General features: G+C 68.2%; 14 protein-coding genes. 13 read left to right on the top strand and 1 reads right to left on the bottom strand.

The window, feature by feature from the left end; all coding sequences use genetic code 11:
• Positions 1 to 462: 462 nt before the first annotated feature.
• The 13 genes from MNQ99_RS13265 to MNQ99_RS13205 all read left to right on the top strand — a co-directional run bounded on the left by MNQ99_RS13265 (position 463) and on the right by MNQ99_RS13205 (position 21,736).
• A complete protein-coding gene (locus MNQ99_RS13265; RefSeq protein ID WP_241913255.1) occupies positions 463 to 6,552 on the top strand; it encodes an Ig-like domain-containing protein in 6,090 nt (2,029 codons plus the stop codon).
• A 98-nt stretch (positions 6,553 to 6,650) separates the two neighbouring features.
• Positions 6,651 to 7,622 carry an AAA family ATPase gene (locus MNQ99_RS13260; RefSeq protein WP_127511854.1) on the top strand — a complete coding sequence of 324 codons (972 nt, stop codon included), beginning with the start codon at positions 6,651 to 6,653 and terminating at the stop codon, positions 7,620 to 7,622.
• A 39-nt stretch (positions 7,623 to 7,661) separates the two neighbouring features.
• Entirely contained in the window at positions 7,662 to 9,014 is a 1,353-nt protein-coding gene (locus MNQ99_RS13255; protein WP_241913254.1) for a DUF58 domain-containing protein, read from the top strand.
• Complete coding sequence (locus tag MNQ99_RS13250; RefSeq protein ID WP_241913253.1) at positions 9,011 to 11,545, top strand: transglutaminase TgpA family protein; 2,535 nt, start codon at positions 9,011 to 9,013, stop codon at positions 11,543 to 11,545. Before MNQ99_RS13255 ends, MNQ99_RS13250 begins: the two co-directional genes overlap by 4 nt.
• Positions 11,530 to 12,771 (top strand): RDD family protein, encoded by a 1,242-nt coding sequence (locus MNQ99_RS13245; protein ID WP_241913252.1) that lies wholly within the window; start codon positions 11,530 to 11,532, stop codon positions 12,769 to 12,771. Before MNQ99_RS13250 ends, MNQ99_RS13245 begins: the two co-directional genes overlap by 16 nt.
• A complete protein-coding gene (locus MNQ99_RS13240; protein WP_127511851.1) occupies positions 12,768 to 13,607 on the top strand; it encodes a PP2C family protein-serine/threonine phosphatase in 840 nt (279 codons plus the stop codon). The genes MNQ99_RS13245 and MNQ99_RS13240 overlap by 4 nt, the downstream gene beginning before the upstream one ends.
• Complete coding sequence (locus MNQ99_RS13235; protein ID WP_241913251.1) at positions 13,604 to 15,175, top strand: FHA domain-containing protein; 1,572 nt, start codon at positions 13,604 to 13,606, stop codon at positions 15,173 to 15,175. The genes MNQ99_RS13240 and MNQ99_RS13235 overlap by 4 nt, the downstream gene beginning before the upstream one ends.
• Positions 15,172 to 16,686 carry a serine/threonine-protein kinase gene (locus MNQ99_RS13230; RefSeq protein ID WP_241913250.1) on the top strand — a complete coding sequence of 505 codons (1,515 nt, stop codon included), beginning with the start codon at positions 15,172 to 15,174 and terminating at the stop codon, positions 16,684 to 16,686. The genes MNQ99_RS13235 and MNQ99_RS13230 overlap by 4 nt, the downstream gene beginning before the upstream one ends.
• Positions 16,687 to 16,779: 93 nt before the next feature.
• Positions 16,780 to 17,481: a hypothetical protein gene (locus MNQ99_RS13225; protein ID WP_127511848.1), complete on the top strand. Its 702-nt coding sequence runs from the start codon at positions 16,780 to 16,782 to the stop codon at positions 17,479 to 17,481.
• Positions 17,482 to 17,551: 70 nt separating this feature from the next.
• Positions 17,552 to 19,786, top strand: coding sequence for an NAD-dependent DNA ligase LigA (gene ligA, locus MNQ99_RS13220; RefSeq protein ID WP_338423096.1), 2,235 nt, complete (start codon positions 17,552 to 17,554; stop codon positions 19,784 to 19,786).
• Complete coding sequence (locus tag MNQ99_RS13215) at positions 19,783 to 20,268, top strand: DUF2087 domain-containing protein (RefSeq protein WP_241913249.1); 486 nt, start codon at positions 19,783 to 19,785, stop codon at positions 20,266 to 20,268. The genes ligA and MNQ99_RS13215 overlap by 4 nt, the downstream gene beginning before the upstream one ends.
• A gap of 86 nt (positions 20,269 to 20,354) precedes the next feature.
• Positions 20,355 to 21,131: a hypothetical protein gene (locus MNQ99_RS13210; RefSeq protein WP_241913248.1), complete on the top strand. Its 777-nt coding sequence runs from the start codon at positions 20,355 to 20,357 to the stop codon at positions 21,129 to 21,131.
• 107 nt (positions 21,132 to 21,238) lie between these two features.
• Positions 21,239 to 21,736, top strand: a complete 498-nt coding sequence (locus MNQ99_RS13205; protein WP_127512130.1) for a GNAT family N-acetyltransferase — start codon at positions 21,239 to 21,241, stop codon at positions 21,734 to 21,736.
• 53 nt (positions 21,737 to 21,789) lie between these two features.
• On the opposite strand, the gene MNQ99_RS13200 is transcribed toward MNQ99_RS13205, so the two are convergent.
• Positions 21,790 to 22,878, bottom strand: a complete 1,089-nt coding sequence (locus MNQ99_RS13200) for a metallophosphoesterase (protein ID WP_241913247.1) — start codon at positions 22,876 to 22,878, stop codon at positions 21,790 to 21,792.
• Positions 22,879 to 22,961: the final 83 nt, after the last annotated feature.

The raw sequence follows: 22,961 nt of genomic DNA, 5'->3' as shown, positions 1-22,961 counted from the left end.
TGGCGTGTACTGGAGGACGGGACGACGGGAGGACGGGAGGACGGGGACGCTGGCGTGTACGGGAGGATGTTGCGAACGGGATGAGTGCCCGGAGCACATCGGCGGAGCGACGTGTGGCCGCCAGCCAAAGTTGCTGCGGTTGAGCAGGAAAATATCAAGGGAACAATAAGGGAAGATCAGGCGGCGCTCAAACGGCAAGCCCCGCCGTCGTGCATGGATATCGGTTCTGGAGGGGGAGTTCTCCCCATGCGGCAGGTTTACGCCCGCTGGTTATACGTGTAATAGTCGGTAAGGGTCCTTGGCACGCCAAGGGCCGTCTTTCGGTGCCTGCCGGGCGGGGTCGTTGCCTGCGGCGGGGCACAACGAAGGGCGTGGGCGGATAAGGGCAGAATGACATTGCGGGGGAAAATGTTGGGGCGGACGCGGCGGCGAAAGACGCTGGCATCGACGACAACTTTCTCCGTGGCTGCGGCCCTTGTGGTCGGCGGCGCCATCTATTACCAAGGTTTCCCCACGGCTGACGTGGATTTGAACGACGGCGGTGTGTGGGTCACCAACAATGGACAGGGCATGGTGGGCCACCTGAACTACCAGTCCCAGGTGCTGGACGGCGGTTTCCGTGCCAACAGCGACGGCTTCGATGTCATGCAGAGCGCCGGCACGGTGTTCATGGAAAACCAGGACCAGGCCATGTTGAGCCCGGTGGACGTGGCGCAGATGGAACGCGGATCGGAGCAGCAACTGCCGGGCACCGCGCAGGTGGCCTTCGGCGATCAGCTGCTGTCCATCACGGACACCGTCAAGGGTCAGGTCTGGATCAGCCCGGCCAACGAGCTTGGCTCCTTCAATGAGGAGACGGCGGAGCCGCTGCTGGCCGATGCCAAGGGCAGCGTGGCCACGGTATCGAAGCAGGACACCGTCTTCATCGCCAATCCGGACGCCGGCGAGGTAGTCCGCTTCGAAGTCAATGAAGACGGCATCGCCGAACGCACGGGCGCCGATCGGGTGGACGCGTTGGCCGATGTCGGGGATCTGCAAATAGCCGCTGTGGGCGAGAAATCTGTGGTGTTCGACGCCGAGGCCGGCCTGCTGGTCCTGCCGGGCGGCCGCGAGGTCACGTTGCCGGACACCCGCGGCGGAGCGTTGCAGCAAAGTGGCGACGAGAGCCCGTTTGTGGCGGTGGCCACCGATTCCGCGTTGATCAAGCAGCCGTTGAACGGTTCGGACGCCGAAATCCTGCCGATGGAAGGCACCGGAACGCCGGCGGCCCCGGTACAGCTGGCGGGTTGCCTGCATGCGGCGTGGGCAGGGATCAACCACTACCTGCGCGACTGCGGCAACGACGCCGATGATCTCGCCCAGCCGATCCAGGGGATAGGCGCTAACGCGTCGCTGGTGTTCCGGGTGAACCGGGATGTGGTGGTGCTCAATGACGTGAACGCCGGCAACGTCTGGCTGGTGCTCGAAAACATGCAGTTGGTGGACAACTGGAGCGATTTGATCCCGCCGGAGCAGGAGAACGAAGAAGACGAAGAGGACTCGGCGGACGAAAACCCGGTCAACACGCTGCCCGACCGGACCGAAGAGAATCAGCCGCCGGTGGCGCAGGATGACACGTTCGGCGTCCGCGCGGGCCGCACCACCACCCTGACCATTCTGGACAATGATTCAGATCCCGACGGCGACGTGCTCACCGCACGCCTGAGCGGCGACGGTCCCGGCATCGGCGAGGTGCAGGGAATCTACGACAGCACCGGCCTGCAGATCCTGGTCAACGGGGACGCGTCTCCCGGCCGGCACACCTTTGGCTATGAAGTCGACGACGGCCGCGGCGGCAGTGATACCGCCCGGGTGGCCATCGACGTTCGCGCCGAGGGCAGCAACCTGCCGCCGGAACCGAAGCGGAAGACCACCATCCTGGTGGAACAGGGCCGCGAAATCAGCCAGAACATCCTCAGCGACTGGATCGACCCGGATGGCGACGACTTGTTCCTGGAGGGAGCGGACAACAGTGATGACGGCGACCTGGTCCGCACCCGGCCCGACGGGCTGCTGACGTTCCAGGACGTGGGCAAGACCTTCGGCAAGAAGGAGGTGACGGTCAGGGTGTCGGATGGTTCCGAAACCACCGAAAGAGTGGTGGTCTTCGACGTCCGGCCGCCCGGCGCGCTGCCGCCGCTGGCCAACGCCGACCATTTTTCCGCGACCGTGGGCCAGGAAATCCAGATCGCCCCGCTGAAGAACGACCAAGACCCGAACGGCGGCGAACTGAGGCTGGCAAAGACCGGCTCCGTCGCCAACGCCGCAATTGTGCCGGACTATGACGCAGGCACGGTCAAGTTCAGGGCGGAGAAGGCGGACACCTACTACTTCACCTATCTGGTCACCAACGGTCCGTCCAGCACCACCGGCCTGATCCGGATCGATGCGACCGAGGACAACGGCGACGGCGCGCCGGTGGCTGTGCGGGACGTGGCCCTGCTGCCGCAGAACGGCCAGGTGCTGGTGGATGTGCTGGCCAACGACGCCGACCCGGCCGGCGGCGTCTTGGTGGTCACCTCGGTGGAAGCGAACGGCGCGTCGGTCGCCGTCGAGGTGCTGGACCACAACATTCTGCGGATCTCGGATGTGAAGGGCCTGCATCAGCAGGCCACCATCGGCTACACCGTCTCCAACGGCACCGCCTCGGCCACGGGCGAGGTCAGCGTGATCTCCGTGGAAAGTTCAAAAAAGCCGCTGCCCCCGCAGGCCGAAGCCGATACCGCCACCGTGCGTGCCGGCGATGTGGTGACCGTGGACGTGCTGTCGAACGACACCCATCCCAACGGCGACACACTCACGCTGGCGGACGAACTTCCGGAGACCCCGGGTCCTGCCGACGGCCGGATCTTTACGGCCGAGAACACCGTGCGCTTCATCGCCGGGCAACAGGCGAAAACCGTGTACGCGGTCTACGAGGTGACCGACGCTGCCGGCCAGAAGGACTCCGCCCAGCTGCGGATCAACATCATCCCGCGCGACGATGAATCCAACTCTCAGCCTGCCCCCAAGAACCAGGAAGCCCGGGCCATCGCCGGTTCCACCGTCAGGATCCCCATCCCGCTCAACGGCATCGATCCCGACGGCGACTCCGTCTACCTGACGGGTATCGACAAAGCACCCGAACAGGGCGCGGCGGTGGCCGGACCCAACTACATCGAGTACACGGCGTCGGCACAGGGCGCCGGGACCGATACGTTCACCTACCGGGTCAAGGACCGGCTGGGCGCCGTCAATACCGCCACCGTCCGGGTGGGCATTGCCCCGGCTCAGGACAGCAACCAGAACCCGGTGGCGCTCGACGACGGGATCGAGATCCGGCCGGGCAAGACCGTCGCCGTGGACGTGCTGAAGAACGACTCGGATCCGGACGGTGACGCGCTCCGGCTGGACCCCAACAAGATCGTCGGCGAGCCGGAGTCGATTGCCGCGAAGGCCGAAGACGGCCGGGTCTACCTGACCGCTCCGGCGGAATCCGGCACGGTCAACGCGCGGTACACCGTGGGCGACGACCGCGGCGGCTCGGCCGTTGGGACCGTGACGGTCCAGGTGGATCCGGACGCGCCGCTGCAGGCGCCGCTGGCCCGCGACGACCGGGTGGAATCGGCCGACATCAAGGGGCGCACCGCCGTCGACGTCCCCGTCTTGGAGAACGACGAGGATCCCGACGGCGTGGCCAAGGACCTTGAAGTGATAGTGGACGGCGACTATCCGACGGCGCGGACGGTTGCCGACGGCCAGGTCAATGTAGAACTGACCGAGGACGTGCAGCTGATCCCGTACACCGTTCGGGACGTGGACGGGCTGCAGGCCACCGCCGTCATCTGGGTGCCGCCGCTGGGCGAGCAGTATCCGGTGTTGCGGGACAATACTCCGCTTAACGTGACAGCGGGCGACGAGCTGCAGCTTGACCTGACCGAACTGGTGGAGGTCCGGCCGGGCCGCACACCGCGCATCACCGAGGCGGACAACATTCGCGCGATCGGCACCAGCGACGACGAGTGGATGGCCGACGAGAGCACGCTCAGTTACAAGGCGGACATCGACTATGCCGGCCGCGGATCGATCACGTTCGAGGTGACCGACGGCTCGGGCCCCGACGACCCGGACGGGCTCAAGTCCACGCTGACCATCATGACCGAGGTGATTCCGGCCGCGGACCGGAATTTCCCGCCGGAGCTGACCACCGGCACGCTGGAAGTCGCCAAGGGCGAAGACGCCGTGAGCTATGACCTGCGGCCGCTGGCCAGCGACCCGAACCCGGAGGACACGGAGAAGCTGGAGTTTGCCGTCGAAGGCGGGACGCCGGAAGGATTCGACGTCCGCCTGGAGGGCAGCGTGCTGCGCGTGGCGGCGGATGCCGAGATCGAAACGGGAGCCACCGGCGTCGTCAATTTCTCCGTCACTGACGGCCGCTCGGACAAGGTGAGCAGCCGCGTGACGGTGGCAGCGACCGCATCCACGCGTCCGCTGCCGGTGGCCAACGACGACGAGGTGCCGGACGCGGTGCAGGGCGAAGCGCTGCCGGTGGACGTGCTGGCCAACGACGTCAATCCGTTCCCGGAAACGCCGCTTGAAATTGTCCGCGCGGTGCCCAACAACGGCGGAACCGCCGACATCGACGGCGAGCGGATCATCGTGACGCCCGCGGCGGACTTCTCCGGCACCATGAACGTTGAATACACGGTGGAGGACAAGACCCGCGAGGGCAGCCGGCAGGCGACGGCGAACATCTCGCTGGTGGTCAAGGGCCGGCCGGAAACGCCCAGCACGCCCCTGGTGGATTCGGTCCGCAACCAAAGCGTGGTGCTGTCCTGGACGGCGCCGAGCGACAACGGCGACCCGATCACCGGATACACCGTGAACGCCGTCGGTGGGGGATTCAGCCAGCAGTGCGCGACCACCACCTGCACGCTGACCGGCTTGAAGAACGACGTCGAATACATCTTCACGGTGACGGCGGAGAACAGTGTGGGCACGTCCGATCCGTCCGCGGAGTCTGCGGTGGCGCGTCCGGACGTGCGGCCCGCAACGCCGGCGGCACCGCAGCTTAAGTTCGGCGACAAGTCCCTGAACGTTTCCTGGACCGCGCCGGAAAACGAGGGCTCGGCGATCGAGAGCTACACGTTGGAGATCTCGCCGGCGCCGCCAAACGGCCAGCTGCAGAAGACCGGCCTGACCGGGACCAGCTACAAGTGGGAGGGGCTGGAGAACGGCCAGGCCTACGAGGTCCGCGTGCAGGCGCACAACCGGGCTCCGGAACCGAGCGAGTTCAGTGCCTACTCCGCGTCGGAGGTGCCCGCCGGGCCACCGGCCGCGCCCACCGCGCCGGCTACCGAGCGGGTCAAGTCCGTGGGCGACCAGAGCCAGCTGAAGGTGAGCTGGGCGGCACCGGCCAACAACGGCGGCGAGATCCTTGACTACACCGTGCGCGAATACCAAGGCGGGAAGCTGAATCGGACCTTCCCGGCGGTGAACGCGACCTCGCAGACGGTGACGGCACCCAATTCGGAGACCGCCTACACCTATTCCGTCACGGCGCGGAACAAGGCCGGCTCAGGCGAGGCCAGCGCACAGTCCAACGCCCGCCGTGCGGTCGGCGCGCCGGACGCGCCGACAGGTGTTGCCCTGAAGGAAACACAGACCGGCGGGGCGGGCCGATCGGTGACGGTGTCCTTCAACGAGCTCACCGCCGCGCAGCGCAACGGCGCCCAGACCGGCGAAGTCAGCTACCGGGCGACCTTCAGCGACGGCCGGACCATGGCCATCACGAACGGCCAGCAGGTGGGCGGCTTCGCCAACGGCAAGGCCGTCAACGTCCGTATCATTACCGTGGCCAACAGCGACGGCGCGAGCTACTCGAGTGCGCCGAGTGCGGCATCCGGCAATGCGACGCCGTACGGCGCTCCCGGCACCCCGAACGTCTCCGGTCAGAACGGCGCCCGGGAGCAGCAAAGCGTCACGTTTAGCTGGAGCCCGCCTGCGGTGGGCAGCCACGACGTGGCCCAGATTCAGATCCGGGTAGACGGAGGTTCCTGGGATAACGTAGCGAATTCGGGCAGTAGGGCGGTCAACACGGGTGCTTACAACAAGCAAGTCAAGTTCGAGGCACGATCGCTGAACTCGCAAGGCACGGCAGGTGCTGTCGCCTCCACCAGTGCCAAGTCCGGCGATGCTCCGCCGCCCCCGCCGCCGCCGAAGACGGAGTGGACGGTCACCGTCGGCGGTGGCGGCACAGACCTCGACAACGGCCACCGGACCTGCATGGAGAATGCCAACGGCAGCAGCGACAACTACGACAACGGCAAATGCGCCGGCGACCACTGGGCCATCTGGGGCAGCGACATCGTAGTCAAGTGCTACGTCGAGTGGAGCAGCGGAAAGTGGTACAAGCAGATCGGCGGCGGCCAACCGCAGAACCACAACATGGTGGTCAAGGGTCTGCATGTTCGTGAGGCGGGAAGCAACGGGCATCTGGCCAATACAGCTCCGGCGGGGATGGGCAGATGCTAACCCGTTCCGACAGCCGTGGCTGGAGTACGTGCGCCCGCTCCGTAAAGTAGCTAGTGCCTTTTGACACCGATGCAAGACGAAGAGAGACCGAGAACAGCATGACGATGACTTCCGAGCAGGCCGAGTGGTTCGCCGAGACGTTCGAGAAGCTGGCCGCCAATGTGGGCCAGGCGGTGCTGGGCAAGAACCAGGTGGTGCGGTTGGTGCTGACCGCCATGCTGGCCGAGGGGCACGTGCTGCTGGAGGATGCTCCGGGCACGGGCAAGACCATGCTGGCCCGGTCGCTGTCCGCCACGGTGCAGGGTTCGAACTCGCGCATTCAGTTCACGCCGGATCTGCTTCCGTCGGACGTCACGGGCATCACGATTTACGACCAGAAGACGCAGAAGTTCGAGTTCCACAAGGGTCCGATCTTCGCCACGGTGGTGCTGGCGGACGAGATCAACCGTGCCTCGCCGAAGACCCAGTCGGCGCTGCTGGAAGTGATGGAAGAGGGCCGGGTGACGGTGGACGGCGTGACCTACGACGCCGGACGGCCCTTCATGGTCATCGCGACGCAGAACCCGATCGAGCAGGCCGGTACCTACCGGCTGCCGGAAGCCCAGCTGGACCGTTTCCTGATCAAAACGTCAATCGGTTACCCTGACCGGGCATCGACGGTGGAACTGCTGGGCGGAGCGAGTACCCGTGACCGGTCCGCGGCGCTGACACCGATCATCACGCCGCAGGCCGTGCGGGATATGGCGGATCTGGCCGCCACCAACCATGTGGACACCTCGGTGCTGGAGTACGTCTCGCATCTGTGCGAGGAAACCCGCAATGCTTCCGAGTCGCGCCTGGGCGTCAGCGTCCGCGGTGCCCTGGCCATGGTCCGTGCGGCCAAGGTCTGGGCCGCTTCCCAGGGCCGCAACTTTGTGCTGCCGGACGACATCAAGGAACTGGCGCCGGTGGTCTGGAACCACAGGTTCGTGATGGACCCCGAGGCGGAGTTTGCCGGCGCCACACCGGAGGCCGTGATGTCCCGTGTGCTGGCCGACGTGCCTGCCCCGCAGCAGCGGGTGACGGTCTAAGGCCGTGCCTGAGAATCGATTCCCGCCGGAGCCGTCTGCATGACGGAGACGGCGACTAAGCGGGACACGGAGCAGACCAGCAGGCTCGGCGGCATCGGCGAAACGATCCGCCGGGTAGCCCCGGACAAGTCCAGCTTGCTGCATCCGGCCTCGCTGGCTGCCGAAGCGGCTTCGCTCACCGAGCAATACCTGCAGCCGGCCTCGCGGCGGGCGAAGAACGTCGCCGGGCGCTACCTGAGGCCGGTACTGGAAACGGTCAGTCCGCTGGGCTGGGTGGTGGCCGGCAGCGCGCTGCTGCTGCTGGTGCTCGGAGCGGCCTTCGGCTGGCAGGAAGCCAAGATCGCGGCGCTGATGGGCTTGTTCCTGCTGCTGCTGGCCATCGGTTTTGTCCTCGGCCGTTCTTCGTACGGGGTCGAATTGGATCTGGCACGCACCAGGGTTGCGGTCGGCGACCGGGCCGTGGGCAGCGTGGCCGTGACGAACACCGCGGACAAGCCGTTGCTGCCGGCCGCGTTGGAGCTGCCGGTGGGAGCGGCCACGGCCGTGTTCCAGTTGCCGCGGATGAAGGCCGGGCAGGTGCATGAAGACCTGTTCACCATCCCCACCCAGCGCCGCGCCGTCATCGTGGTCGGCCCGGTCCGCTCCGTGCGTCAGGATCCGCTGGGCCTGCTGCGCCGCCAAATGATGTGGACGGAACCGACCGATCTGTTCGTGCATCCGCGAACCACGGCCCTGGGCAGTTCGGCCTCCGGCTTCATCCGCGACCTCGAGGGCCTGCCCACCAAGGAACTGGCCAGCGCCGATGTCTCCTTCCATGCACTGCGTGACTACGTCCCCGGCGACGACCGCCGCTACATCCACTGGAAGACAACGGCGCGCACCAACTCGCTGATGGTGCGCCAGTTCGAGGAAACCCGCCGCGCGCACCTGGCCGTTGCGGTATCCACCAATACGGAGGAATACAGTTCGGAGGAAGACTTCGAACTGGCTGTCTCCGTGGCGGCCTCGATCGGGCTGCAGGCCATCCGCGAACAGCGCAACCTGAGCGTGCTGACCCAGCGTGGCCCGCTGCGCAGCGAAACCGGTCGCATTCTGCTGGATGAAATGACCCGGATCGAAGGCAGGCCGCAGCGTTCCACCGCGGTGGAACTGGCCCGCGGTACCGCCGAGGCCGTGCCCAATGCGTCCGTGATGTTCCTGGTCGTCGGAGACCAGGTCTCGGCCACCCAGCTGCGCCAAGCGTCGTCCGCGGTGCCGGCCGGCATCCGGGCCTTCGCCATCCGCTGCGGTGGGGGACTCGAGGCCGCACGGGCGACCATCGGCGATCTGTCCGTGTTGTCGCTGCCCAGCCTGGACGACCTGGCCATCGTGCTCAGGAGGGCCGCCGCATGAACGGCAGCTCAAACGCCCCGCAACCGGGCCGGCAGACTACCCGTGTACGCCGTCGTGCCGCGGATGGGAAGAACGACGCCGGTCTGCCCGCCGCGCGCCGGCGGCTCCCGCCGACCGCCGGGGCACTGGCGGCCTGGTTGCCGCGGCCGGCACGTCAGTTAGCCATCGACGCAGCCGTCCTGGTGCTGCTGCTCGGACTGGGGCTGGCCGGCTTCCACCACGTTTTTGGCGGCAACGGCCGATACCTGACCGCGGGTTTCGGCGGCATCGTCGTCGGACTGCTGCTGTCTCTGGCCTGCGCGCGCTACCGGTTGGGGCTGTTGTCCACGGCCACCGCCGGGCTGGGCGCCTACCTGCTGTTCGGCAGCGCCTTCGCCGCGCCCACCGAGGCCACCGGCGGTGTGCTGCCGTCGCTGGAGTCCCTGCGCACCGTGCTGACCGGCTTCGTCTTCGCGTGGAAGGACATCCTCACCGTGGCCCCGCCGGTGGGAGTCTCCGGCGGCATGCTGGTGGTGCCGTTCCTGGGCGCGTTGGCCTCGGCGCTGCTGGCGGGCACCCTGGCGTGGCGCGTCCACAGACCGTACTGGCCGCTGCTGCCGGTACTGGCGTTTTTCCTGCTCGGCATCGCCTTCGGCACGGACGTCCCGGCGCTGCCGGTGCTGCGTGGCGTGCTGCTGGTCGCGGTATCGGCGGCCTGGCTCGCATGGCACCGCCATCTGGCCCGCGGCGATGCGTCCGCCGGTGTGACGGCCAGCCCGGCGTTGGCCGACACGGCCGCGCACCGGGCCGGGCTGCGGCGCAGGTTCGGCATGGGCGCCGGCATGCTGGCAGGAGCGGTGGTGTTGACGGCGTTGGCCGGCCCCGCACTCACGGCGCGGGGCGAGCGAGAGGTGCTGCGCGACGTCGTCGTACCCCCGGTCAATCTCTATGACTACCCCAGTCCGCTGATGGATTTCCGCGGCTACGTGAAGGACCGGCCCGACGAAACGCTCTTCACCGTGGCTGGGCTGCCGGAGGGCCAGCGGGTGCGGTTGGCCGCGCTGGATACCTTCGACGGCACCGTGTACAACGTCAATCCGGAAAGCGGCGGCAACTTCACACCGGTGGGCGACGCCGGTTCGCTGGGCCAAGTGTCCGGCGACGACGCGCGGCTGAACATCCGGATCGAGGATTACAGCGGCGTCTGGCTGCCGGCCGGCGGGCGCATCAACGGCATGGCGTTCGACGGTGAACGGGCCGGCGAGCTGGGCGGGTCGTTGTTCTACAACGACGAGTCGAAAACCGCGCTGACCACCAGGTACCTGCAAGCCGGCGACGGCTACTCGGTGGAGACCACTTTCCCGGGCCGGTGGGAAGATGCCCAGCTGGCCCAGTACGACTTCGCGTCCGTCCGCCTGCCGGAACCGGCCCGGGTTCCGGACATCATTGCGGCCAAGGCCAACGAGTTCGTGGGCGAAGCGACGGTACCGATCGAACAGGTCCGCCAACTGGAGCGGAACCTGCACGAGAACGGTTTCTTCAGCAACGGCAAGGAAGACGAGGCCCGCAGCCTGTCCGGGCATCACGCCGGGCGGATGATCCAGCTGCTGGATGCCGAGCAGATGATTGGCGACGACGAGCAGTACGCCGTCGCCATGGCGCTGATGTCCCGGCACCTGGGCATCCCGGCGCGGGTGGTGATGGGTTTCTACCCGGATCCGCAGGACGGCCGCTCAGGCTCCGGGCCGGTGGAGATCAAGGGCGAGGACGTGCACGCCTGGGTGGAGGTGGCCTTCGAACATGCCGGTTGGGTCGCGTTCGATCCCACGCCGGACGAGGACAACGAGCCGACTCCGCCGCAGCAGGAGCCCAAATCGACGCCGAAGCCCCAGGTCCTGCAGCCGCCGCCCCCGCCGCAGGAACCGGCCGAACTGCCGCCGGACACCGCTCCGGAACCGCAGGACGCCGAGCAACAGGACAAGTCGTTCTGGGACCAGTGGGGCTGGCTCTTCGCCGCGGTGGGGCTGGCCACCCTTCCGCTGGCGGTGTTGCTGGCGCCGCTGTTGCTGATCGCCTGGCTGAAGCTGCGCCGGCGCAAGCGGCGGGCCAGCGAAGGCCTGCCCAGCCAGCGGGTGGGCGGAGGCTGGCGCGAAGTGATCTCGCTGGCCACCGACATGGGAGCGCGGGCGGCCCCCAATGCCACCCGGCGCGAGCACGCGTCCGCCTTGGCGGAGGAATTCCCGACGACGGCGGCGGGCACCACGCTGCTGGCGCGGCGGGCCGACGCCGCGATCTTCGGGGCCGCCGAGCCCACGGAGGTCCAGGTGCAGCAGTATTGGGATCATGTGGACCAGTCGCTGGCGGACATGAAGGGATCGTTGGGCTTCTGGCAGCGGCAGCGGGCCAAATACACGCCGCGCTCGCTGGTGGCCGACGCCAGGCGGCGGCTCGCCCAGCGCCGGCGCAGCCCGGCCGCCGCCAGATTCCGTACAGTAGACTCACAGACCGGACGGTCGGAACAAGGCGGGAGCAGCACGTGGCAGCAAGACTGAATCTGGTCAGCGCCTCGGCCGGAAAACGGCTCGGGGCGTGGCTGATCGACAAGATTCCGCCGGCCATCCTGATGCTGGCCGCCTACGCCGCCAGCGTTCCCGCCGTGCTGCAGGCCGCGGCCTCAGGCAGCGCCTCCGCAGCCGGCTCGGCGGTGGGCGGACTGTTCCTCTGGCTTGGACTGGCATCGCTGCTCTCGCTGGCCTACACCGTGTGGCTGTGGGGCTGGGAAGCCACCACCGGCAAGACCCCCGGCAACCTTGTGCTGGGCCTGCGCACCGCCAACGAGGACGGCCATGCTGCCGGCTGGGGCGCCATCTTCCTGCGCGGCCTGATCATCGCCGTCGGCGGACTGGTGTTGGCCGTTGGCGCCATCGTGGTGGTGGTCTCCAATGTGTGGGACCGGAACCACAAGCGGCAGGGCTGGCATGACAAGGTGGCCAAGACCCTGGTGCTGGATGTAGCACAGGGCCGCGACCCGCTGACCACCGGCGGCCTGTACGGGCCGGCGGCCTTCGCGCCGGAGGGCACCGACGCTCACGCCGGCTTTGCGGGAGCGGCTTCGCTAGGACAGCATCCGCACGGGGCCTCCCCGGTGGAGGCAGCCCAGCAGCCTTCCGGCGTCATTTCCGCGATCCCGGGATTCGGTGCGGATGCGGTACCGGCACCGGTTGCTGCGCCAGTTGCCCCCGCAGCTGGCGCCATCGCCGTGCCGCCGGCGCCGGTGCCTGGTGACCAGAGCACCCGAGAGGCCGCGCCGTCGTACGCCCTGGCCATGGCTGGACCGGCAGCGGCAGGCACGCCTGCGGCAGGAACCGCTTCGGGAGTCGCCAGCGGGGACGAGCATCCAGATGAAGAGTTCGCCGCTACCCTGGTCCGCGCGTCCGGCACGCAGGCGGGCCCACTCACTCTTACCTTCGACGACGGGCGCGACGTGGTACTTGAAACGACGGCGCTGATCGGGCGCAACCCGGCCGCAGCCGCCGGTGAAGACATCGATCAGCTGATCGACTTCGCGGACATGGGACGCTCGGTGTCCAAGACCCACGTGCTGTTGCGCGTGGACGGCCCTACGGTCTGGGTCACCGACCGGAACTCCACCAATGGCACCGCGGTGACCGGTGCTGACGGCATCCGCCGGCAGCTGGCCCCGGGAGAACCCGTGGCAGCGGCTCCCGGTGCCACCGTGGAGTTCGGCGACCGCAGCTTCACCATCGGAGCGGCATGAGCGCGGCATCGGGCGCCGAGGCCATCCGGCTCAACGTCGGGGCCGGCTCGGACCGCGGACTACGGCGAATGCTTAACGAGGACGCGTATCTGGCCGACGGCACCATGTTCGTGGTGGCCGACGGGATGGGCGGACATGAGGCCGGGGAAGTGGCCAGCCGCATTTGCGTGGAAACGATGCGCGACTACGTGGCCAGCCACGAGCTGGGCGCCCACGAGCTCGAACAGCTGATTGCCCGGGCAGACGCGCGGATCAGGGCCGCGGCAGCATCCCGTGCGGGGACCACCGTGTCCGGCGCGGCGCTGGTCTCCGAACGCGGTGTGCCCTACTGGCTGGTGTTCAATGTGGGCGATTCCCGCACCTACCGGTTGCACAAGGGCCGGCTCGAACAGATCAGTGTGGACCACTCCGAGGTGCAGGAACTGCTGGAGGCGGGACGGATCACGGCCCAGGAAGCGCTGGTGCATCCGCGCCGGCATGTTGTCACCCGGGCACTGGGCACCGGCGAAGACAACCAGCCGGATTTTTGGATGGTGCCGGTGGAACCGGGGGACAGGATCATGATCTGTTCCGACGGGCTGACCTCGGAGGTCAGCAATGACCACATCTACACCATCCTCACCTCGCTGTCCCGGCCGCAGGACGCGGTCGATTCGCTGATCCAGGCGGCTTTGCGTTCGGGCGGACGGGACAATATCACCGTGGTGGTGATTGACGCCGACGGCCTCCAGGACGACCCCGAAGACGCCTCGACCGCGCCACGGCAGGAGGATACGACGACGCTGCCCCGGCTGGCGGCTCCCGGAGAGCCGGCCTCGGAGGAGGATGACCGGTGACGGGCCAGACCTACAGCCCGGGGAGTTGGATCGGCCTGGTCAGCGGCGGCACCGCAGTGCTCCTGGAACCGGGTTCCGACGATGACTTGGTGCAGCAGCTCTGGCAGGCGTTGGAGTCCGGTGCCACCCTCGAGTCTTTGCTGGGCACCGTCGTGTCCGGCTGCGGCGCCAATCTGTCCGCCATGCCTCAGTTCGGCATCGTCTCCACCGCCGACGGCATCCATGCGGTGCTCCGCGGAGACGTGGTGGTGTCCGCGGATTCGGACGGGCAGGAGCTGAGCGGGCACGGAGTCTCCAGCTGGACCGAAGGACGGCTGGCCTCCGACAGCGCCACCATTGCGCTCGGATCCGGCGGAACCGATTCGGCAGTCCAGCCGGGGCCGTGGCTGCCGCTGCGCGCCGGCGCGGTCCAGCTGGGAACCCTTCGGCTGGGCGCGGTAGCCGCCGGGGCGCCGACTGCCGCGGCACCCACCGCCGCGGTACAGGCTGCCTCCGCTGCCCGGCCCGCCGGCGTCCGCGCTGCCGCAGTACCGGCGCGGCAGACCTCCGCCGTCGAACCGGCGCCCCCTTTTGCCGGGCCTGGCTTGTCCGAAAATTTGGACATGACCGGCATCTACGTGCCGGAGGATGAGTCCGACGGCGCTGCCGCCGCGGCCGACCCAGCCTCCGCGGACGGGCAGCCGGCCGGCGGCCAGACGGAACCGGACGCCGAGGCGGCCGTTGACGAGCTGGACCAGACGGTTGTCCATACCGCCGCGCAACGGGCCAATCTGCCCCCAGCACCACAGCAGCAGTCCGCTGACGCAGTCCGGGGGAGCACCGCCGTCGCACCGGATGTCCGGGCTGGCCGCAACGCCGGGAAGCCGGCCCAACCGGCGGACCTGATCGACGCCGTTCCCTGGCTGACGCGTTCCGCTGCCGCGGGTACTGCGGCGTCGGCGGCCCCGGAGCCGCAGCCGGTGGCCTCGGCCAACCGCGGCCCGGGGCCGGCCGCCCAGCCGGCCGGGCTCGACGAGGGCGACCACGACGGGCAGACGCTGATGCGCAGCGACCTGCCCGATGTTCCGTCTGCGCCCGCTGCCGCTGCCCCGGCGTCGGCACCGAGCACCGCACCGATGGTGCTGGCCCGGACGTGCCGGGACGGCCACGCCAACCCGCCGACCAGTTCCGCGTGCGCCCTCTGCGGTGCTCCGCTGGACGAGGACGCGCAGGAGGTGCAACGGCCGGTACTCGGGCGGATGCGGGTCTCCACCGGTGACGTGGTGGAGCTGGACCGGCCGGTGATTGTGGGACGGCAGCCTTCGGCCAACAGGGTCCAGGGCAGCGTGATGCCGCGGCTGGTTCCGGTGCACAGCGCCAGCGGGGATATCTCGCGTTCGCATGTGGAAGTCAGGCTGGAAGGCTGGCACGTGATCCTGGCGGACCTGAAGTCCACCAACGGCACGGTGCTGCTGCGCGGCCGGCAGGCTCCGCGGCGGCTGGGCCACGGGGAAGCGGTCATGCTGCTGGACGGCGACATCGCGGACCTGGGCGACGGCATCTCGCTGCGCTTCGAGGACCTTCCGTGAGCGTGAAGCGTCCGCCCGCGCCGCCGCCGAACATTGACGGTTACCGCTATGTCCGGCTGCTTGGCTCGGGCGGTTTCTCCGACGTGTACCTTTACGAACAGGACCGGCCCAAGCGCCGGGTGGCCGTCAAGGTGCTGCTGTCCGGGCTGAGGACCGAGGACGCCCGCCGCCGCTTCGAATCCGAGGCGAACCTGATGGCGCAGCTGTCCACGCACCCGTTCATCGTCACGATTTACGAGGCCAACCTCACCGCCGACGGACATTCCTACCTGGCCATGGAGTACTGCTCGCGGCCCAGCCTGGAGGCGCGCTACCGCCAAGGGCCGCTGGGTGTGGACGAGGTCCTGACCCTCGGCATCCAGGTGGCCTCCGCCGTGGAAACAGCGCACCGGGCGGGAATCGCGCACCGCGACATCAAACCGGCCAACATTCTGGTCACCGATTACAACCGTCCGGCGCTGACCGACTTCGGCATCTCCTCCAGCACCGACGCCGCGGACAGCGACGCCGGCATGTCCATTCCGTGGTCGCCGCCGGAAGCCTTCAAGGGCGACGCCGGCAACGGCACCCGCAGCGATATCTGGGCCTTGGGCGCCACGGTCTACACGCTGCTGGCCGGACGGTCCCCGTTCATGCAGCCCGGCGGAAGCAACTCGCAGCGCGACCTGATGGACCGCATTGCCCATGCACCGCTGCCGCCGCTGCGCCGGGCAGATGTGCCGGCATCGCTGGAACTGGCCCTGGCCACCGCGATGGCCAAGTCGCCGGGCTCACGGTTCAAATCGGCCCACGCCTTCGCGCTGTCCCTGCAGCGGGTCCAAGCCGAACTGAACCTGTCCGTCACACCGTTCGAAGTGCTGGAGGACGCGCCCTCCGCAGGCGAGGCGGATGCCGACGACGGCGAAGCGACGCGGGTGCGCGGGATCGTCTCGATCGACCCACGCGTGGCACCGCCGGCGGCCGCGTCCGTCTTCCCGGAGCGCACCGAGCGGTTGCCCACGGGACCGGACGGGCGGCGGCTGGAACGGGAGCCGGATGACTCCACCGTCCTGAGGGACTCGGAGCAAGACCAGTGGACGGATTCCGGCGGTGCCCGCCGCCGTCCCTGGGCATGGGCAGCCGGGGCGGTTGCAGCGGCGGCCGTGGCTGCGGGCGTCATCTTTGTGCTCAACGGGGCGGCGCCCGAGGCGGCCGTGCCTGATGCGCCGGTCAGCCGGGCACCGGCCAACGCGTTGGAAGGCCTGTCCGGCAACGTGGTGCCGCCCGAGGACCTGGACGGCCGGGTCCAAGGAAGCGAAGCCGTCTTCAGCTGGACCAATCCGGATCCGCGCGACGACGACCTGTTCATCTGGACGCCCGTCACCGCGCTGGGCCAGGGCGAGCCCGAACGCACCGGCGAACCAAAGGCGGCGCTGCCGCTGGCGGAAAACGACCGGACCTGCATCGAGGTAGTGGTGGTGCGGGCGAACGGCCGGGCCTCGGATCCGGTCCGCGGCTGCGCCGACGAATAGCCGGGTGCCGCCGGAATAGCGTTAGAAGTCGGTTCATGAAACGATCAACTCGCCTCGACACGTTCGGGCAACACAACATACAGGGGGCTACCGGTGGCGGATGTGAGCATTGAGTTCTGCGGGGAGTGGTATGAACCCACGGACGATGACGTGTTCACCATTGGACGCGAAGGCGATCTGGAGATCGACGACAATCCGTACCTGCACCGCAAGTTCCTGCAGATAGCCCACTACGACGACATCTGGTGGCTGGCCAACGTCGGCTCCCTGATCTCGGCCACCGTCGCCGATTCCACCGGCGGCATGCAGGCCTGGCTGGCGCCGGGCGCACGGATCCCGCTGGTCTTCAGCCTGACGAACATCGTCTTCACCGCCGGCCCGACCACCTACGAGTTGTCCGTCCACGTCAAGACGCCGTCCTTCCGGCAGGAACACCGGGACACGGATGCGGTCGGGGAGACCACCATCGGTCCGGTGATCTTCACCGACTCGCAAAAGGCGTTGATCCTGGCCCTGGCCGAACCCATGCTCAAGCGCGACGGCACCGGGCTGAGCTCGATTCCGTCGTCGTCGCAGGCGGCCGCCCGGCTGGGCTGGCCGCTGACCAAGTTCAACCGCAAGTTGGATAACGTCTGCGACAAGCTGGACCGCGTAGGCGTCGCCGGGCTGCGCGGCGGCGGAGGCAAGCTCGCCACCAACCGGCGGGCGCGGCTGGTCGAGCACGCGGTGACCTCCCATCTGGTCACCGCAGCGGACCTGCCGCTGCTCGACGAACAGTTGGATGCCGAAGACTGAACGCAACGTGCCCATCCAACGAGGCACCGCCGTCGTCGCCTGAACCGGGCTCCTGGGGCAAGATAGTCAGGTGAGCACAGTCGAAACATCCGCCAGCGAAATCCCGAGCGACGAGATCCGGGACGAATACGAGCAACTGACCGAGAACGTCCGCAAGTACCGCTACGCGTACTACAACGAGGACGCCCCGCTGATCTCGGACGCCGAATTCGACGCGCTGTACCGGCGGCTGGAAGAAATCGAGGCGCTGCATCCGGAACTGGTGGCCAACGACTCGCCCACCCAGGAAGTCGGCGGCGAGGTCTCGGCCGCCTTTGCCCCGGTGGAGCACCTACAGCGGATGTACTCGTTGGAGGACGTCTTCTCGCTGGACGAGCTGAAGGCCTGGCTGGACCGTGCCACCGCCTCCGTGGCGAATCTGGGTAACGGCAGGAAACTGCGCTGGCTCAGCGAGGTGAAGATCGACGGACTGGCCGTGAACCTGCTCTACCGCAACGGCGAACTGGTCCGTGCCGCCACCCGCGGTGACGGGACCACCGGCGAAGACATCACCCATAATGTGCTGACCATCGGGGACATTCCGCGCAAGCTCACCGGCAGCAACTTTCCGGCCGAGGTGGAGATCCGCGGCGAAATCTTCATCCCCACCAAAGACTTCCTGGCCCTGAACGAACGGATGGTGGAGGCCGGCAAGGCGCCGTTCGCCAACCCGCGCAACTCCGCGGCCGGCTCGCTGCGCCAGAAGGACCCGAAGGTGACGGCGGAGCGGCCGCTGCACATGTTTGTCCACGGGATCGGTGCCCGCGAAGGACTGGACGCGGAGAGCCAATCGGACACCTACCGCCTGCTGAGCGGTTGGGGGCTGCCCACCAGTCCCTACTTCAAGGTGGTGGACAGCTACCAGGACGTGCTTGCCTTCATCGAGCACTACGGCGAGCACCGCCACGACCTGCTGCATGAGATCGACGGCATCGTGGTCAAGGTGGACGACTTCGGCCTGCAGCGCGCGCTCGGCCACACCTCGCGCGTGCCGCGCTGGTCCGTTGCCTACAAGTACCCGCCGGAAGAAGTCCACACCAAGCTGCTGGACATCCGCGTGAATGTGGGCCGCACCGGCCGGGTCACGCCATACGGCGTGATGGAACCGGTGAAGGTGGCCGGCTCCACCGTGGAGATGGCCACGCTACACAACCAGGACGTGGTCAAGGCCAAAGGCGTGAAGATCGGCGACATCGTGGTGCTGCGCAAGGCCGGCGACGTGATCCCGGAGATCGTCGGCCCGGTCATGGCGCTGCGCGAGGCGCAGGATCCGCCGGTCCGCGACTTCGCCATGCCCACCGTCTGCCCCTCCTGCGGCACGCCGCTGGCGCCCGCCAAGGAGGGCGACATTGACATCCGCTGCCCCAATGCGCGCTCGTGTCCCTCCCAACTGCGTGAGCGCGTCTTCCACCTTGCGGGCAGGGGCGCGTTCGACGTCGAGGCGCTGGGCTGGGAGGCCGCCGTCGCCCTCACCACGGGGCCGGGCCCGGACCCGGCGACTATCGGCGGCTACCCGGCGCCGGAGGGTCCCGGAGTCCTGACCGACGAAGCCCGCCTCTTCGAGCTCGCGGAAGGCAACGCCGACCAGACGCTGCGCGAGGCGCTGGCCGAGATCAAAGTCTGGCGCGAGAAGCGCTCCAAGGGGGCCGGCACCGGCCAGTGGGAGTTGGTCCCATACTTCTGGACCAAGCCGACGGCGAAGACCCCGTCCAAGCCCGCCGCCAACACGGAGAAGCTCTTCCGGGAATTGGAAAAGGCCAAGACCCAGCCGCTCTGGCGAGTACTGGTCGCGCTGTCCATCCGGCATGTCGGGCCCACCGCCTCCCGCGCCCTGGCCACCGCGTTCGGGTCGATGGAAAACATCCGGTCGGCCAGCGAGGAACAGTTGGCGCACGTGGACGGCGTCGGCCCCACTATCGCGGCCGCCTTGAAGGAGTGGTTCGCGGTGGACTGGCACGTGGGGATCGTGGAGGCTTGGGAGAAAGCCGGAGTGCGGATGGCCGATGAGGTGGACGAGAGCACGCCGCGCACGCTGGAGGGGCTGACCGTGGTGGTTACGGGCACGTTGCCGAACTTCAGCCGCGACGAGGCCAAGGAAGCGATCATCATCCGCGGCGGCAAGGCGTCCGGATCCGTCTCGAAGAACACCAGCTACGTAGTAGCGGGCGAGAACGCCGGCACCAAACTGGACAAGGCCGAATCGCTCGGCCTGACCGTCCTGGATGAGGACGGATTCCGCCGCTTACTGGAAACCGGCACGGCATGACGGGGGAGCGGCCTGCCGACACCAGCTGGCAGAAAATCCTCTCCACGCTGGCCAGCCATCGGCTGCGTGGACTCTATGCGGCCTTGGTGCTGGGCCAGCAACCCGAGATGACCGCCAAGGAACGGCAGAAGCTGCTCGCCTCCGGCTTGGTGATGGACGACGGCGGCGCCCTCACCGTTGCTCCGGACGTTTTCAAGGCGGCGCTGGCGGCGGCACGGACACCGGAGCCGACCGGACCGGAACGCTTCCTGGCCGGCGGGCTGGTGGTGCTGCCGCACCGAGCGGCCGACCGGCTGGAACTCTTGGGCTACCTCCGCGACCAGGTCATCGCGGGCGGAGAAACAATGGCCGAAAAGGACTTGAACGCCAAGCTGGCCGTGTTCACCGCCGACGTGCCGATGCTCCGGCGCGCCATGGTGGACTACGGCTTCCTGGTCCGCGAGCCGGACGGCAGCGTCTACCGCCGGGCGCCGGCTCAATAGCCCGGCGACTCGCTGCTGGGGTCCAGCCGGAAAGGCAGACGTGACTCGCGTCACCGGCCATGGGAGCATGGACGTGTGGAGCTGCCATGAACGAGTTCTTCGCCGATGGTTTTCCCTGGTGGTTCATCTGGGTTGGCTTCGCCGTGGTCTCCGGCATGGGACAGCACGCCAAGCGCACCAGGCGCCAGCAGGCCAGGAACCGGGCGGGTGGCCAGCGCCGCGAAAGCGCTTGGTCGGAGGCGGCCCGGCGCGAGGCGGACCGGCGGCATGCCGCCGCTGCCGCCCACCAGCAGCGGCTTCGCGATACCGAGAAACTGATGGCTGACCATCACGCGGTCAACGTCCGCTGGCTCGACTACGAGCTGGACGTAGCGAAACTGATCGACTATCCGATGATGTCCGACGTGCGTGAACCGCTCACCGTGGCGTTCCTGCGCGCCAAACGGACTGCCGACGGGCTGCTCCCGGTCACAGCGGCGGAAATCGCCACCGATGAGCGGCTGCGCGAATATCGCGAGGCGGTCCGCGCCTTTGAGGTTGCCTTCGACATCGCCGAACGCGAGGCCCGCCGGATCCGGGATCAACACTTCAGCGGACCAGAACGGCTGCGGCTGAACACCGCCCGCCGGCTGCTGACCATCGCGGTGGACCGGGCGGCCACGCCGGCCGAGCGGCAACTGGCCTACAGCCGGGCGCGCAAGGAGCTGGATGGGCTCTTGGCCCTGCCTGCCGAGGCGCTGGCAGCCCTGCAGCGGCAGGTCAATCCCGAATTGCTGCCGCTGCCTGACCCGCCGGCCGGGCCGAGGCGCGGCGACCGGCCCGAGCAGCGGCCCGGCCACATCTCCGACCCGCAGCCCGGCTGAACCGGGACGGATGACCGCATTGGCGCGCACCGCCCGCGGTGCGCGAAACTGTTAAGGCACGCACCGCCGTCGTGCTTTCCCCTTTCCGCGAGGACCCGCCCCAGCACATGCACATCACCATCCGCCCTGCCACCGCAGCTGATTACGACGACGTAGCGCGCCTGACGCGCGAGGCCTATCTGGCCGCGGGCCATTTTCCGGCCGCCGACCACCCGTATCTGGTTCACGTATCCGACGTGGCACACCGGGCCGCGCGGGCCGAGGTGTGGGTGGCCGAGCGCGGCGGACGAGTTGCCGGCGCGGTGACGCTGGCCCGGGCCGGTGGGGAATATGCGGACATCGCCCAAGAGGGCGAGCTGGAGTTCCGGATGCTGGCGGTCGATCCGGGGTTGCAGCGCTCCGGCGTGGGGCGGGCACTGGTGGAGGCGATCGTGGCCCATGCCCGCACCCTGGAGGGGATTGATTCGGTGAGCCTGACCACCGGCAGCGACTGGACCGCGGCGCACCGGCTGTATGAATCGCTGGGATTCGACCGCGTGCCGGAGCGGGATTGGCCGGTGCCAGGCACGGATATCCGGCTGCTGGTCTTCGTCAAGGGGCTGTAGTCAAGGGGCTGTTGCCTGCGGCAACGCGCGCCCGCAGCCGGAACGGTGCCGGCTCAGGGCCGATGCAGCGTGAAGGAGTCGACGAAATCCCCGCCGTCGGCACGGATGAACTCGGCCCGGAGAGAATCGTCGGTTACCAGGATCTTCAGGAACCCGTGCGTGGGCTCCACGTTCTTCCCTGAGTAGGCAGCGAAGTACGGCGCCTCGGAATCCGAGGCGTTGACGTCGCGCAGCGGCCGCCCGCCGGTGCCGACGGTCGCGAAGACCGTGCCGGCACCGGAGAAGAAGTCGGAGTCGGTGTCGGAAATGCAGGCTCCGGCACTGCGGGCGGGCAGCAGTGACGGACAGCCAGGGCCAAGCGCCAGTTGGTGCGTGCGCTGGTAGAGGTGTTCGTGGCCGTGAAGCACCAGGTCCACCTTTCTGTCCAGCAGCAGATTCGTCACAGCGGGGCCCGGCTCGCATTCGTAACGGCCCACCGTATGGCAGGGCAGGTGCGAGGCAACCACGACCCACGGAATGGCCGCGTCACGGGCGGAGTCTATGGCGGCGGCGGTCCAGTCGTAATGCTCGTTTCCGGGCACATAATCCCAGCGGCCTGAATCGGCAAAATGCAAACCCGGCGAAATCATGATCAGCCGCAGCACGGGATCCCGCTGCGGGAGATCGACGAACCATTGGCGGCCATAGACACCGTTGACGCCGGGCAAACGCGGAGGCAAGCAGCCCGCGAAGGCATCGATGGAACCGTTCCGGCCGTCGCTCTCGTGGTTTCCGGAGAGCAGCTGCAAGGGAATATCCCGCCCCAGGTGGTCGGTGACGAAGCTGCACCACGCCGATTCTTTCCCGGGGCTGCCATAAGACAGGTCTCCGAGCGCAAGGCCGAACTGGGGTTTGCTGCCCGCCATCGCGTCCAGGACATCCGCGGCCGACTCCCCGTCGCCGAAGTCCCCGGCCGCCGCGAATTCCACCGCCCTGGCGGAGGGATCTGCCTGAGTGGCCGGAGCAGAGGCGGTGGCCGGCTGGCCCGCCGTACCGCTGACGGTGGCAGGAGGTGTGGGAGCAGGGAAGCTTGGCGGAAGGCTGCTGCAGGACGAGAGCAGGAGGACGGCCAGGGCTGCTGCCGCCAGTCGAGCCGGATGCATCGGGCCTCCTCGCCGTGGATGGGGCGAAAGTCTAAGCACTGCACAGACGGCAGTCAACGCCATCACACGTCCCCGCCGCCGGA

It is taken from the genome of Arthrobacter sulfonylureivorans, assembly GCF_022637435.1.
GTDB classification, from domain to species: Bacteria; Actinomycetota; Actinomycetes; order Actinomycetales; family Micrococcaceae; genus Crystallibacter; species Crystallibacter sulfonylureivorans.
Note: the sequence above shows the minus strand (reverse complement) of the source record. Positions and strands in the feature narration are given on the sequence as shown.

Excerpts from the sequence above, each read along its gene's own strand:
- MNQ99_RS13240 (WP_127511851.1), top strand. The coding sequence starts at position 12,768 with ATGAGCGCGGCATCGGGCGCCGAGGCCATCCGGCTCAACGTCGGGGCC.
- MNQ99_RS13210 (WP_241913248.1), top strand. The coding sequence starts at position 20,355 with ATGAACGAGTTCTTCGCCGATGGTTTTCCCTGGTGGTTCATCTGGGTT.
- MNQ99_RS13200 (WP_241913247.1), bottom strand. The coding sequence starts at position 22,878 with ATGCATCCGGCTCGACTGGCGGCAGCAGCCCTGGCCGTCCTCCTGCTC.
- MNQ99_RS13255 (WP_241913254.1), top strand. The coding sequence starts at position 7,662 with ATGACGGAGACGGCGACTAAGCGGGACACGGAGCAGACCAGCAGGCTC.
- MNQ99_RS13260 (WP_127511854.1), top strand. The coding sequence starts at position 6,651 with ATGACGATGACTTCCGAGCAGGCCGAGTGGTTCGCCGAGACGTTCGAG.
- MNQ99_RS13205 (WP_127512130.1), top strand. The coding sequence starts at position 21,239 with ATGCACATCACCATCCGCCCTGCCACCGCAGCTGATTACGACGACGTA.
- MNQ99_RS13250 (WP_241913253.1), top strand. The coding sequence starts at position 9,011 with ATGAACGGCAGCTCAAACGCCCCGCAACCGGGCCGGCAGACTACCCGT.
- MNQ99_RS13215 (WP_241913249.1), top strand. The coding sequence starts at position 19,783 with ATGACGGGGGAGCGGCCTGCCGACACCAGCTGGCAGAAAATCCTCTCC.